This window comes from Pseudomonas sp. S2_H01 (genome assembly GCF_054668305.1).
In genome coordinates this window covers 6,588,016-6,601,362 of record NZ_CP162756.1, presented here as the reverse complement: position 1 = coordinate 6,601,362, position 13,347 = coordinate 6,588,016, and the positions used below count along the sequence as shown (strand labels likewise).

General features: G+C 54.4%; 11 protein-coding genes. 3 read left to right on the top strand and 8 right to left on the bottom strand.

Annotation, left to right across the window (positions count from 1 at the left end; genetic code table 11):
* Nucleotides 1–100: 100 nt before the first annotated feature.
* The 8 genes from AB4N84_RS29820 to AB4N84_RS29785 all read right to left on the bottom strand — a co-directional run bounded on the left by AB4N84_RS29820 (nucleotide 101) and on the right by AB4N84_RS29785 (nucleotide 9,715).
* A complete protein-coding gene (locus AB4N84_RS29820; RefSeq protein WP_460044579.1) occupies nucleotides 101–856 on the bottom strand; it encodes an SDR family NAD(P)-dependent oxidoreductase in 756 nt (251 codons plus the stop codon).
* A gap of 12 nt (nucleotides 857–868) precedes the next feature.
* Entirely contained in the window at nucleotides 869–1,636 is a 768-nt protein-coding gene (locus AB4N84_RS29815) for an SDR family NAD(P)-dependent oxidoreductase (protein WP_460044578.1), read from the bottom strand.
* A 69-nt stretch (nucleotides 1,637–1,705) separates the two neighbouring features.
* On the bottom strand, nucleotides 1,706–2,719 hold the full coding sequence (locus tag AB4N84_RS29810; protein ID WP_460044577.1) for a GlxA family transcriptional regulator: 1,014 nt from the start codon (nucleotides 2,717–2,719) through the stop codon (nucleotides 1,706–1,708).
* A 158-nt stretch (nucleotides 2,720–2,877) separates the two neighbouring features.
* Nucleotides 2,878–4,224, bottom strand: a complete 1,347-nt coding sequence (locus AB4N84_RS29805; protein WP_460044575.1) for an NAD(P)/FAD-dependent oxidoreductase — start codon at nucleotides 4,222–4,224, stop codon at nucleotides 2,878–2,880.
* Nucleotides 4,221–5,738, bottom strand: coding sequence for an aldehyde dehydrogenase (locus tag AB4N84_RS29800; protein ID WP_460044574.1), 1,518 nt, complete (start codon nucleotides 5,736–5,738; stop codon nucleotides 4,221–4,223). The genes AB4N84_RS29805 and AB4N84_RS29800 overlap by 4 nt, the downstream gene beginning before the upstream one ends.
* Nucleotides 5,731–6,642 carry a dihydrodipicolinate synthase family protein gene (locus tag AB4N84_RS29795; protein WP_460044572.1) on the bottom strand — a complete coding sequence of 304 codons (912 nt, stop codon included), beginning with the start codon at nucleotides 6,640–6,642 and terminating at the stop codon, nucleotides 5,731–5,733. Before AB4N84_RS29795 ends, AB4N84_RS29800 begins: the two co-directional genes overlap by 8 nt.
* Before the next feature lie 293 nt (nucleotides 6,643–6,935).
* Nucleotides 6,936–8,174, bottom strand: coding sequence for an aromatic ring-hydroxylating oxygenase subunit alpha (locus AB4N84_RS29790; protein WP_460044571.1), 1,239 nt, complete (start codon nucleotides 8,172–8,174; stop codon nucleotides 6,936–6,938).
* Nucleotides 8,175–8,761: 587 nt separating this feature from the next.
* A complete protein-coding gene (locus AB4N84_RS29785; protein ID WP_460044569.1) occupies nucleotides 8,762–9,715 on the bottom strand; it encodes a LysR family transcriptional regulator in 954 nt (317 codons plus the stop codon).
* Nucleotides 9,716–10,148: 433 nt separating this feature from the next.
* Between AB4N84_RS29785 and AB4N84_RS29780 the strand changes: the two genes are divergently transcribed.
* The 3 genes from AB4N84_RS29780 (at nucleotide 10,149) to proX (ending at nucleotide 13,288) form a co-directional block, all read left to right on the top strand.
* Nucleotides 10,149–11,186: a quaternary amine ABC transporter ATP-binding protein gene (locus tag AB4N84_RS29780; RefSeq protein ID WP_460044568.1), complete on the top strand. Its 1,038-nt coding sequence runs from the start codon at nucleotides 10,149–10,151 to the stop codon at nucleotides 11,184–11,186.
* Between the two features lie 46 nt (nucleotides 11,187–11,232).
* Nucleotides 11,233–12,198 (top strand): glycine betaine/L-proline ABC transporter permease ProW, encoded by a 966-nt coding sequence (gene proW / locus AB4N84_RS29775; RefSeq protein WP_460044566.1) that lies wholly within the window; start codon nucleotides 11,233–11,235, stop codon nucleotides 12,196–12,198.
* 109 nt (nucleotides 12,199–12,307) lie between these two features.
* On the top strand, nucleotides 12,308–13,288 hold the full coding sequence (gene proX / locus AB4N84_RS29770; protein WP_460047183.1) for a glycine betaine/L-proline ABC transporter substrate-binding protein ProX: 981 nt from the start codon (nucleotides 12,308–12,310) through the stop codon (nucleotides 13,286–13,288).
* Nucleotides 13,289–13,347: the final 59 nt, after the last annotated feature.

The following is a 13,347-nucleotide window of genomic DNA, read 5'->3' as shown; positions in this document are numbered from 1 at the left end:
CGCAGCGGGTGCGGTGCCTGATTATGGAGCTCGCCAAGACGCTTTAACCCGAAGACATCGCGAAGGGAGTCGGCCTCATTTTCCAGTGAGGCCGAGCTATTCAGAAAGGCAACGGTAGTTTGGCAGTGCGTCCGCCATCCACTACCAGCACTTGGCCGGTAATGAATGCGGCAGCCTCGGAGGCAAGAAATACCACTGCACCGCCAACGTCCGTTGGCAAGCCCGTACGACCCACTGGGTGCAGACCTAGGAGCGCTTCACGCGCCGTGGCAGGGTCAGCTTGCGAATCGATGTAAGCGTCGCTCAGTTCGGAATTGATCCAGCCTGGGGCGATGGCATTGCATCGAACACCATCCTTGCCGAGATCGACAGCCAATGCTCGGGTCAAACCATGAATGCCTGCCTTCGAAGCACAGTAGGCGGCGTGTAGAGGATTGGAACCCAGACCTTCAATGGAGCCAATATTGATGATGCTTCCACCGCCGCGTTCACGCATCTGAGGAAGCAGCGTCTTGATCAGAAATGCAGGCGCTCGCAAATTCACGATCATCATCCGATCCCAATCAGCCTCGGTTAAATCGTCGATGCTTTTCTCGAACATGAACCCCGCGTTGTTCACGAGTACATCCGCCGCGCCGAAATAGCCTCTGGCAGCCTCAGCGATAGCCTGAGGTGCGTCTGGATGCGTGAGGTCGGATGACACGTAAAAGACATCGGGAAGAGAGGCGAGGTCATCGTCCAGCGGCTGACGTTGCGCGACCAATACTCGGGCGCCGGCAGAGAGGAGCTTTTCAGTTATCCCGCGCCCTATGCCTTTGCCTCCGCCGGTGACGACAATGTTTTTACCATGCAGCATTCGATTTCTCCCTCAACCAGAGACGGGTTTGGCACCGGTAACTTCCAACGTTTCGCCAGCGATGTATCGGGCTTCATTGGATGCAAGAAATGCTATGACGTCAGCGATATCCTCGGGCTCGGCGATGCGTCCCAGGGGAACACTTTTGTTCAACTCTTCCACCGCTTTGTCCGGGTCGAGGCCACGGCGTTCAAAACCTGTGCGGATCATTGGCGTGTTTATTTCATGTGGGCACACAGCGTTGACCCGGATTCCGAGCGGAGCGCAGTCGCGCCCTAGGTTTTTGCTGAGTGCCGCGACTGCGCCCTTGCTGGTGCAGTACGCGACATGGCCGGGCCCTGGATATACCCCCCAAACCGATGAGGTGTTGACGATCGCCGCGCCTGGCCGACCTTTCATGTGAGGAATTGCTGCGCGACAAATGTAGAACACTGCGTTGAGATTTACGCCCATCGCGTCAAACCACATATCGTCGGTTGTTTCTTCAATCGTTCCGCGAGGGATGATGCCGGCATTGTTCAAGACGACATCGATGTGTCCAAAACGATTTATGGCTGTACTGACGATCGCCTCGCAATATTCTTTGCTGCGCAGGTCACCGGCGAGATACTCGACTTCACCACCTGATTTCCTGGCCTTGGCGGCGATTGCCTCGCAACCCGCTTCGTCGCGATCAGATAGGAACAGCTTCGCGCCTTCTCCAGCGAACAACAACGCCAGGGCTTGGCCTACGCCCCCGGCAGCGCCGGTTATAACCACCACTTTTTCGGAGAATCTCATTCAGTACACTCCTTTGGTTTTAATCATTCGGTGAGCAATTGCCTCATCCGTGATGGATGTCGGGACGGGTTATGTGGCGTGCCGAATCTCCTTGGAAGGCCGGTAGCCGAAGTAAGAGCTGTAGCATTTGCTGAAGTGGCTCGGGGAGACGAACCCACAGGCGACTGCGACTTCTGTGTGAGATAGGTCGGTATGCTGGATGAGGCGACGAGCCTCCGTAATGCGTAGCTCAAGGTAATAGCGCTGTGGTGTTGTACCGAGTTGCTCCTTGAACAGTCTCTCGATCTGACGGCGAGACCGGCCTGCGTATACGGCCAACTGTTCGAGCTCCAGAGGCTCCTCAAGATTCGCGTCCATCAGTTTGACAACCTCCCTCAAAGGGGCACTGACGGACAGATGCCTTGACGGTTTGATCCTGCGATAGCGAGAGGCTTCGAAAGACAGAATGTCCTCGATTCCCTCAACCAGCTCCTTATCGTGCAGGCCTTTGATCCACTCCAGCACCATCTGAAATGCGCCGGCTGGGCTCGAAGCAGTCATTCTGTTTCGATCCAGCACATAGGCTTCACTGGTCACGTGGGTGATCTTGGATATCTCGGCCAGAGCAGAGCGGTGCTCAGGGTGAATGGCGCACCTATAGCCATCAAGCAGCCCCGCAGCGCCCAGAAACCAGGCGCCATTCCATAACCCGGCCAGAATGACGCCGGACTCCGAAGCGGAGCGAAGTATTGTCGTGAGACATGGCTCGATTTTGAGCTCTGTCCGATAGCCGCCGCAGACGACCAGAAGATCAAGTTCCTTGAGTTCGTCGGCATTTAAAGCGGCATCAGGACGGATGATCAACCCCAGATCGCTTTGAACCTCTTGATCGGTCAGCCCGAACGTTCTGGACGTGAACAGATTGGGTCTGAGCAGGTTCGCGGTGACAACGGTATCCAGTGCCTGGGTGAAGGCGGGGAGGGAGAAGTGCTGAAGCAATAAGAAACCTACTTTAGCCTGGGAGGGCGTTTCTCTCTCGCCCTTGTCCAGATAACGGAAGTTTTTGCACAGTGTTGTACCGCTGAACTCTCTTCGCTCGACCATCTTCTCTTCACCTGAACATCGCCACAATCGTACGGCTCATGCAAAGCCCTACTGCCGTGGCGATGTTTCCGATAGCAATTTGTATTGAAGATGCATGCCTGTCTGAAGCTGTGATCTGGATTGAGCGATGCGAACAACTACAGCCTGTTTGCGCGGCTTTATCCTTCCCGACCGGCTCTGAAGGCCTGCCAGCCGATCACCGAACTCACCCCGAGCTTCGTCAGGATCTTGGGCGGCAATTTGCTTGGCCCTGGCGCTTGGCTGAAGCGATCCAGAAAGGCCGAGCGTGTTCCGGTTGCCAACTCGGCTGCCATCACACCCGCGAGAGTGCTTTTCACTGTACCCAGGCCGTTCTCACAACATGCGGAGTAAAGGTTTTCCTCAACTTCGCCAAACGCCGCAGCGTTGTTACGACTCAGGCACAGTCGACCGGCCCAACTGAATTCGAAGGGGGTGTTCCTCAATTCGGGATAACGAGCATCGAAAGACGCACGTTGCTCTTTCGCCACAGCCGCTACGCGACTCGGTGAAACCTGAATGCTGGGGTCGTAGGTGAACTTGGTACGAATGACGATCCTCGACTCACCATTGGTTGTGATCTTGCGAACTGTGGCGCCCATAGGATCAGCAGGTAGCAACGCCCAACGTGGCTGGCCGGTATCTTCTCTGTCAAATCCGCTGTGGTCGTAGCCAGCTGTCATCGAGGCGTAGGTAAACACGTGAAGCAAACGACCCTTGAAATGGCCAAAGTCTTCAATGTGCCCATTGACTGCCAGAATCACTTTCGGCGCCGTGACTCGGCCCTGATGAGACACAGCGACCCAGTCACGCCCTGATCGGGTCAACTCAACAACAGGGGAGCGCTCGTACAACGTAATTTTGCCGCTCAAGCCATCGGTGAGATCCTTGATGTATTGAGCTGGCTGAATCATCACTGCGCCGGGGGTATACAGGCCCCCGTGGTAGTAATGAGAACCTGTGATCTCGCGCATCTGAGCGGTATCGAAAAGCTCATAGCGCTCGCCGATTGCTTTCAGCGATGCCGCGTAATTGATGTTTAGTTTCAATCCCCGCTCAGTCGCAGCAGCGTTGATTTTCCCGGACGGGTCAAAAGTCTCGGCAGACATTCCGTACTCTGCTGCGGCCTCAGCGGCGAACTTGATGGCAAAGCGGCTCTGCGCTATCTCCAGTGCCGTTGCAGATTCGCCTGCCACCGAATACTCCCCAGTGGTGAGACTATGGGGTACATCGATCATAAACCCTGAGTTGCGGCCTGCCGGGCCTTTTGCGACCTCGTGCGCATCAACCACAACGATCTTCTCGCCAGGTCGAAGCTGAGACAGACGGCGGGCGGCTGACAAACCGGCAAAACCTGCACCGATGATCAGCCAGTCCGCAGTCACATTCCCATCAAGCACTTTTACGGGAGTCTTACGTTTTGAGATGGCCTCCCAACCGGAAATGCCAGTATCTACCGGAAGGCGCTTGATGGAATGGGTATTCATTTTACTGTCTCGTCGACCGACCGATCAGACACATCGATCCAGATGGTTTTGATTTCTGTGTACTGGTCGTGAGCAAACACAGACTTGTCGCGGCCACCGAAGCCCGATTCTTTGTAACCACCGAAAGGCGTCGATGCGTCACCTTCGCCGAAGCAGTTGACGGTAACGATCCCGGCGCGGATTTCGCGCGACAGCTTGATGGCGTTGCGCAGGTTGCTGGTGTACACGGATGCCGCCAAGCCATACACGGTATCGTTGGCCAGCGCGATGGCTTCAGAGATCGAGTTGAAGGTGGTCACTGACAGCACCGGCCCAAAGATCTCTTCCTGGAACAGACGGTTGTCGCGGTCTACCCCATCAATCACCGTCGGTTGTACGTAAGCGCCGTCCTGGGTGTCGCCGCCGTAGACAACGTCGAGTTTTCCTTGAGTCGCGTATTCAAGGTAAGACTTCACTTTGTTGAAATGATCAGTGCTCACCAGCGCGCCTACGCGGTTGTGCGGATCGAGCGGGTCACCCATTTTCCATTCGCGAATGTAGGCACCCATACGTTCCAGCAACTCATCTTTCACGGATGCATGAACCAGCAGGCGAGAGGTCGCCGAGCAGTTTTCGCCCATGTTCCAGAACGCGCCGTTGACCACCTGTTCGGCGACCAGATCGAGGTCTTCCGCATCGTCCATAACCACGGCGGGATTCTTTCCGCCGCATTCCAGGACAACACGTTTGAGGTTTGAATCTGCGGAGTAATGCAGGAAGCGGCGGCCAGTTGCCGTCGAGCCAGTGAAGCTGACCATGTCCACATCTTTATGCAGACCGATAGGCTCGCCGACCTCTTTACCGGTGCCAGTGATGATGTTCAAAACCCCGGCCGGCACGCCTGCTTCGAATGCGAGTTCAGCGACGCGCAGTGTTGTGAGACTGGTTTGCTCGGCAGGCTTGACGATGACTGAGCAACCGGAGGCCAGCGCAGGGCCGATTTTCCAGGCGAGCATCAAAAGCGGGAAGTTCCACGGCAGCACGCAACCAACCACGCCAATAGGCTCACGCACGACCATGGTCAGCGCATTGTTGCCTACTGGAGCTGTGTGGTCGTAAAGCTTGTCGATCACTTCTGCGTGCCAGCGCAGGGTGTGGATTGTGTCTGGCACGTCCACTTGCTGGCATTCGCTCACTGGTTTGCCGCTGTCCAGGCTTTCAAGGACGGCCAGTTCGTGACGGTTGTTCTCCAGCAGTTTGGCGAACTTAAGCAACACGGCTTTGCGCTCACCAGGAGGCAGCAGTCTCCAACGACCGTCATCGAACGCTTCCTTGGCCTTACTGACGGCGTAGTCGACATCTTCCGACGAACACGCTGCGATTTCGGTCAATGTTTCCCCAGTGGCCGGGTTGACGGTGGCGAGGGTGTTACCTGAGATCGCGGGTTTGAACGCGCCGTTGATGAACGCATTGGTTGGAAACGAAATCGATTTGGCGATGGCAGCGTATTCCGCTGCGGTAAGAAGATCACGCATGGTTAGCTCCCGATGTGATGTGTGCGACGGTGCGTTTGACGTTGGTGATGACGGTCTGCAGGCTGCGCTTGTCCCCCGAGTTCAGTGGGCGAAGCGGTGCTCGGACATCTCCGACTTTCAAACCATTGAGTTCACAACCGAACTTGATGCACTGCACAAACTTGCCGCCATCGAGGGCGTTCATCAGAGGCATCATGGCGGACATGATTTGCCGTCCCTTGTCGAAGTCCTTCTCGACTACGCAAGCTTCATAAAGGGCAACGTGCTCTTTTGGCAGAAAGTTGGAGCCTGCGCATACCCAACTCCGCGCACCCCATGCGAAAAACTCCAGGGCTTGATCATCCCAGCCGCAAGAGAGAGCAATGTGCGGGTACTCACGGGCAAGCAGGTGCACGCGTCCCATATCACCAGAGCTTTCTTTGATTGCTACAACGTTTTTCGATTTGCCGACCCGAGCGAGGTATTCCTCGTTCATCTGAACGCACATCCGGCCTGGATAGTTGTAAAGCATGATTGGCAGGTTTGCTGCGCGGTCGATGGTCAACGCATGGATCGCGTTTTCCTGATCGGTGGGCAGAGCGTACGGCGGGGTGGTGACCAGGATCGCGTCTGCTTTGATGCGCTTGGCATCTTCGGCGTAAATAACAGCGTCTTCAGTGCGGATAGCACCGGTACCGACGATCATCTGGACGCGGGAGCCAATTACGTCTTTGGCGTACCCAGCCAGCTTGATACGTTCTTCGGCGGTTTGTGCGTAATACTCACCTGTAGATCCACCGATGATAATCCCATGCACCTTGGCCTCAATGAGAGACTCCAAGACTTCGCCAAATACACCCCAGTCAATTTCCCCATCTGGCGTGTGCGGTGTTACCGCTGGTGTATAAATACCTTCGAATCTCAAGACGATATCTCCGAATGTTTGATGCCTGACCGAGCGTCATCCCCACTTTGGAGATAAACGGCAAGGCGATTTATCATTGAGCAGTTTTGCCGGGATCGCTGTAATCAATCCGATTTCAATTCTGGAAAAGATGCAGTCTCATTTATGTCATGAACGCACAGTTTTTATTATTGGTTTAAAAACTAATAGTCGAATGTGATGAACACGATCTGGCGCTAACCAAACATTCGCACTCGATTAAAATACTCAGGGCTTTAGCGGGCGATGACCGATGACGGTCATCGCCTAACCACCTAGCCGACAGACTTAAGGAATACCTTATCGCCAGTGAGACGTTGTTGCATGATGTCGCAGTACCAGTCGTCAAATTGGCAAACGCCATTTTCAGCGACCTCGGAAAACGGCCCTGGCTCATAGGCGGGTGAGTTAACACCAACCTGCGCACCCTCAACCAAGACTCGGTCTTGGTCATTGGTAGCAATCCAGACCTTGGTCAGACGATCCAGGTCGTAATCCACGCCCTCTTGGGCGGTCTTCTTGACTAGCCACTTGGTAGTGACGAGGGTTTCATTCGGCCCAATTGGCAGTACGCGGAAGCTCAGCGCGTGATCGCCCAAGAAATGGTTCCAGGTTGACGGGTAGTTGAAGTAGAGCAGGGCGCCGATGTTCGGCTCGCCACTGTTGTCCAATCTTCCGGCAACGCCTGGTTTGCCATCCATGGTGTAGCTGACTGCGCCGGCGGAAAGCGGGATGCGAGTCATACGGAAACGACCGTCTTTATCCATTACAAGGCGGCTTGGCAGACCGGCTGCCTCGCAACGATCCCAGTGTCCGGTCAGTTCAGGATCATCATCGCCACCTACGCCCGCTACCGACAAGTTTTCTACATAGGAGTTGAGAAGTTCCGGGTGGGAACCATCGCAGTGGTAGCACTCACGGTTGTTCTCGAACACCAGTTTCCAGTTGCCTTTTTCGATCAGATTCGATTCGAAGGCGACCTTGCAGTCATCCAGATTATGGGGCGCAATGAACGGCGATACGGCATTCCGGAACACCGAAAAATCCGGTGCCACTTCAGCCACACAGACGTAGATGTATGAGTTGACGATTTCACAATGCGCCGGCTTCAGGCCATGCTGAGATTTGTCGAAATCCTGGCCCATATTGCCTGCAAACATAAGCCGGCCATCCAGCTCGAATGTCCACTTGTGGTACGGGCAAACCAGCTTGGCGACTTTGCCATGAGACTCAGGGCATACCTTCGAACCACGGTGACGGCATGAGTTGTGAAAAGCACGAATCTGCCCGTCTGCGCCGCGTACGACAGCTACCGGATATTCGCCAACCTGTAGGGTGAGATATTGCCCGGTCTTTTCAAGCTCGAAGGTATGGCCAGCGAAAATCCAGTCTTTATGCCAGATCTGTTCAAGATCTTGTTGGTATACGTCTGGATTGCTATACAGCTCACGCGGCAGCGCATGGCGTGGTTTACGCTGGGCGATGAGCTTAGCTACTGATGACTTAGTATCCACTTTAAATACACTCCAAAAGCTACGGCGGTGCACCCCTTAGGTAGGAGCAGCGCCGGCTAACCATTCGTTACAACACGGTGCTGGGGGCATCTGGGTACCCATCAAAACCATGCCGCCCTTACCCCGAAGGATTGCGTCCGGGGCGCCACTTCAATTTTCGGCAGTCCAAATGAGAATTGAATGCAGCTAATTTTTATTGTTCAGTCAGCCACGCTAAGCATCATGCTGAAGCGGAGATTCTGAAGAAAAGACATTCCACCTATGTCGCGGAGTGCCTCTTGCTGAAAATCACCTTGCCGTTAGTCATCACGGCTTGTGTGAAGATTACGTGTAGAAAATAGGAAGCAACAAGAAACATTTATGCACGGCTATACATAAACAAAAGTTATCAATCCTGTGCGGGTTGCCTCTGCTCAGAAGTAGAAAGAGCCGGTTTCAGGCAGAAGAATGGGAGCGAGAAGGGCGGATACGCTCGCTTAAATACAGTCCACGCTCGGACGCGGTGGGTTGATTGACACAGGACTAGGGCGGGCAATGCTGCCGGTATGAGCGCCGAAAAAGGATGCTCATACCGGTTAGGCGTTTGTTCAAGTGAGCTCGGTGAGCAGCCACTCGCGCAGTTTGCAGCAGGCTGCGTTGCTCTCTCGATCTTCCTTGAATGCCAGGTAGTGTTGAGAATCCTTGTGCACGACCTCCTCCTTGATAGGCCGAACAAGCGCGCCGCTCTCGATCAGCGCTATGACCAAGTGATTCCATCCAAGCGCTACACCTTGGTTGGCCAAGGTCATGCTGATGATCATGTTGTAGTCGTTTGCAGAGAAGACATGCGGGCTGGCAGAAGGGCGGCGTTCGATGTCTGTCTCGTGAAACGCGAGCCAGACGCCCCAATCGACATGCTCTGCTACCTGAGATCTGCCGTAAGGACTGAGGTTCAGTAGAGCGCCGTCGCGCAGGCCTTCTAGGGTAGACAGTTCCGGGTGATCGTCTCGGTATTGTGGCGTGCACACCGGGTAGATCACGTCGTGGAAGAGGGGGTAGCTGCGGTACCCGCTCTGGAAGCTCGCAAATTTGGTAACAAAAATATCAGGTGTGACGCCAGGCTCCATCGACAAAAAGTTTTGCGTGGTGATCAGGTTCAGGTCGATGTCTTCATGCTGACTGAAGAAGCTTGGCAGCCTCGGCGCGAGCCACAAGGCCGAGAATGCTGGCGAACAGCATAGGGTGACTTCAGACTTTCCAGTGCGGTGAGCCCGAACCCGCTTTGCCGCCTGAGAGATATTGACGAACGACAGTTGCGCGGCGTCGAAGAACGCTGCTCCAGCCTCCGTCAGTTCCACGGTGCGTCCAACTCTGCGAAACAACTCAACGCCGAGGTAGCTTTCCAGTTCCCGGATCTGACGACTGATGGCTGCTTGCGTCACGCAAAGCGATTCGGCTGCACGGGTAAAGCTCTGGTATCTGGCAGCGGCAACGAATGACTTGACCGCTTTGAGGGATGGCATCTGCAGCAGGGTGTTATCAGGATCGATGTGCTTAACCATAGCGTCGGGTATCGGATCTCAAAAAGCCTACGTACGTCGCCTCAAGACGGCTCTCTGCCGCTGTCTAAAGGCCTGTCTGTCGGCCCGAGGATAGCTGATAGCCAAGCGGGATAACAGGGATCAGCTACGCTCAATGAACGATGCTTGCTCGGAATGATGGGCTTGTGACCCGCTATTAATAACCTAGCGTTATTGATAGGCCTGACGAAATGTTGTTAGACGCGCTGGGGCTAAGGTAATAACTTTGTCATCACGGCCCCAGTCCAAAAAAGGGTCAACCTAAAAAAATAAATAATAATAAAGGATAGTCCTAATGACTTATCATTTTTCCTTCAGAAAGTTCGTCTGCCGCGATAAAGATTTTGAACTTTGATTTGGTTGTTCAACTAACGAATTTCCATATCTTCCATAGCACTCGCAGAGGAAAGGGAATATGAGTCTTGGCGACGAAATACTCTCAGTCAAAAATATCTACAAAGTATTTGGCCCCCAGCCAAAACTCGCGATGGATATGCTTAAGGGCGGTGCCGACAAGAGCGAAATCTTCACGAAAACCGGCCAGGTCGTGGGCGTTTTCGATGCCAGCTTCACCGTGAAGCGTGGCGAGATTTTCGTAATCATGGGTTTGTCCGGCTCCGGCAAATCAACCATGGTTCGCCTGTTCAACCGTTTGATTGAACCGACCTCAGGCACCATACACCTGAACGGGAAGGAAATCACCGGTCTCTCTGATGACGCGCTTCTGGATGTGCGACGCAGAGAAATGAGTATGGTCTTCCAGTCTTTCGCGTTGATGCCGCACATGACGGTGATCGATAACACCGCATTCGGCCTTGAAATTTCAGGCGTGGATGAGAAAGAGCGCCATGACCGCGCTCGCGATGCGCTCAAGCAAGTTGGCCTGACCGGCCACGAATACAGCTACCCTCATCAATTGTCTGGCGGTATGCAGCAACGTGTGGGCCTAGCCCGTGCTTTGGCCAACGACCCCTCCATTCTTTTGATGGACGAAGCATTCTCGGCTCTCGACCCGCTGATTCGGCATGAAATGCAAGGTGAGCTGATTCGCCTTCAGGCAGAGCAGCATCGCACCATCATCTTCATCTCCCATGACATTGAAGAAGCTATCAGGATCGGACATCGAATCGCGATCATGGAAGGCGGGCGGGTTGTACAGATCGGTACGCCACAGGAGCTGCTTTGCAGCCCGGCCAACGATTATGTAAGGGCCTTCTTCAAAGGCTTCGATGCCTCGAAAATTCTCCGGGCTGGCGACGTCGCGAAAATTTGCGTCGAACATCCCTTCAATGGCGATGCTTCCAAACCGACACTTCAGGCTGACACGCCTCTCCAGGACATTTTCCATATCGTTGCCGATGCTCCGCATCCGGTGGCGGTACTTGATAGACAAGGCGTGTTCCAAGGCACCATTTCCAAGAGTGTTTTGCTCCAGACAATGAGCCGTCACTGACAGTGTCAACTGAGCAATCTCCAGCTCAGAAATTCAGGTATACACCATGTCCGATTTCAGCTTTCTTGACCCGTTCCAAAACATGACGATCCCTCTCGGCCAATGGGTTGAGGTAGCGCTCAACTATATGGTGCATAACTTCCGAGAGGTATTCCGTTCGATTAGATGGCCAGTGGATCAGATCCTCAATGGCATTCAGTTCGGTCTGCTGTCGATCCCCCCGACCATTTTCATCATCCTCGCCACCCTGATCGGCTGGCAGGTGGGTGGTAAACGTGTCGGAGCGCTTTGCTTCGTTACGCTCACGCTCCTAGGATTGATCGGCGTCTGGGCGGACGCCATGACGACGCTTTCTCTCGTGCTGACCTCTTTAGTGTTTTGCGTGCTCATCGGTGTGCCGCTGGGCGTGTTGTGTGCTCGCAGTGATCGTCTGGAGCGAATCCTACGTCCGGGCCTCGATGCGATGCAGACATTGCCGGCATTCGTTTACCTCGTACCGGTCGTGATGCTCTTCGGTATCGGCAACGTTCCCGGCGTACTGGTCACGATCATCTTCTCCGTAGCGCCTCTGGTGCGATTGACCAATCTCGGCATCCGTCAGGTGCCAGAAGACAAAGTTGAAGCTGCCCGAGCGTTCGGCTGCACCCGACGCCAGATGCTCGTCAAGGTTCAGCTCCCTCTGGCTGCTCCTACGATCATGGCGGGTTTGAACCAGGCGTTGATGCTTTCGCTCTCTATGGTGGTCATCGCATCGATGATTTCGGTAGGGGGTCTAGGGCTCATGGTACTTCGCGGTATCGGTCGGCTGGATATGGGACTCGCCACTGTTGGCGGTGTAGGTCTGGTGCTCCTCGCCATCTTCCTTGATCGACTAACTCAGGCCATGGGCGAGCGCAGCAATATGGCAGTCAAGGGTGAGCGCTGGTACCAGACAGGGCCGGTAGGGATTCTCTACAGACTCAAAAGAAAAAATCACCCCAAGCAAGCCGTCGCTCGTTTGAAACAGAGTTGAGTCTTTCAAGACAGCACTTCCTGACTAGAAGTCTGACCAAAAAAATCTCGCAAGGCTGATCACGATGAATGATGGAAGTCGCAGTATGAAAGCAAAATTTATTCGTTGCATGGCACTTTTTGCCATCGCTGTAGCGCCTACCTTGAGCATGGCGGCTTCGGCCACGGAGCCCGGTAAAGGCGTCTCGATCACTCCGATTTTCCCTACGATCGCTGAAGAGCGTTTCCGGGGTGAGATCGCCATGGCTGGTCTAAAGGAACTGGGTTACGACGTTAAGACTCCGAAAGAGACTGACTACCCGGCGATGATGCTCGCCTTGTCGTATGGCGATGCTGATTTCACCGTGCATGCCTGGGAGCAGTTGCACGCTTCCTTCTACGCCAAGGCTGGCGGCGATGACACGATGGTGAAGGTCGGCAACATCATGCCTGGCGTCTTGCAGGGGTACATGATTGACAAAAAGACTGCCGACCAATACCACATCACCTCGATTGAAGATCTCAAAAAGCCCGAAATTGCGAAGCTGTTCGACAGCGATGGGGATGGAAAAGCCGACATGACAGGCTGCAACCCGGGTTGGGGTTGCGAGGTCATCGTCGAGCACCATATGAAAGCGTACGACCTTGAAAAAACGGTGACCGATAACCGTGGTTCGTACTTTGCGCTGATGGCCGACACCATCGCGCGCTACCAGCAAGGCAAGCCGATTCTGTTTTTCACCTGGGTACCGCAATGGATTTCCAGCGTGCTTGTTGAAGGCAAGGATGTAGTCTGGTTGACCGTTCCGAAGACAGATCTTCCGGGTGGCAAGAACGACGTCAACACCACCTATGATGGCAAGAATCTCGGGTTCGCAGTGGATACCGTTCGAGCTGTCTTGAACAAGGATTTCGCTGAGAAGAACCCGGCAGCGGTGAAATTCCTCTCAGAGATGCAGATCACCACTGCTGATGAAAGCGCCCAGAACCTGAAGATGCACAATGGCGAGAACAAACCAGCGGACATCACGCGTCACGCCGCTGAATGGATTGCTGCGCATCGTGCTGCTTACGATGGCTGGCTCGCCGACGCCCGCGCTGCCAAGAAATAATCCGTTCTGCATGCTGCCAAGCAAGGTTGCCCGAGGTTTGGGCAACCTCTCTCCCACAT

Bases quoted from the DNA above. Each gene is read 5' to 3' on its own strand.
- AB4N84_RS29780 (WP_460044568.1), top strand. From the start codon at position 10,149: ATGAGTCTTGGCGACGAAATACTCTCAGTCAAAAATATCTACAAAGTA.
- proX (WP_460047183.1), top strand. From the start codon at position 12,308: ATGGCACTTTTTGCCATCGCTGTAGCGCCTACCTTGAGCATGGCGGCT.
- AB4N84_RS29810 (WP_460044577.1), bottom strand. From the start codon at position 2,719: ATGGTCGAGCGAAGAGAGTTCAGCGGTACAACACTGTGCAAAAACTTC.
- AB4N84_RS29815 (WP_460044578.1), bottom strand. From the start codon at position 1,636: ATGAGATTCTCCGAAAAAGTGGTGGTTATAACCGGCGCTGCCGGGGGC.
- AB4N84_RS29785 (WP_460044569.1), bottom strand. From the start codon at position 9,715: ATGGTTAAGCACATCGATCCTGATAACACCCTGCTGCAGATGCCATCC.
- AB4N84_RS29800 (WP_460044574.1), bottom strand. From the start codon at position 5,738: ATGCGTGATCTTCTTACCGCAGCGGAATACGCTGCCATCGCCAAATCG.
- AB4N84_RS29820 (WP_460044579.1), bottom strand. From the start codon at position 856: ATGCTGCATGGTAAAAACATTGTCGTCACCGGCGGAGGCAAAGGCATA.
- AB4N84_RS29805 (WP_460044575.1), bottom strand. From the start codon at position 4,224: ATGAATACCCATTCCATCAAGCGCCTTCCGGTAGATACTGGCATTTCC.
- proW (WP_460044566.1), top strand. From the start codon at position 11,233: ATGTCCGATTTCAGCTTTCTTGACCCGTTCCAAAACATGACGATCCCT.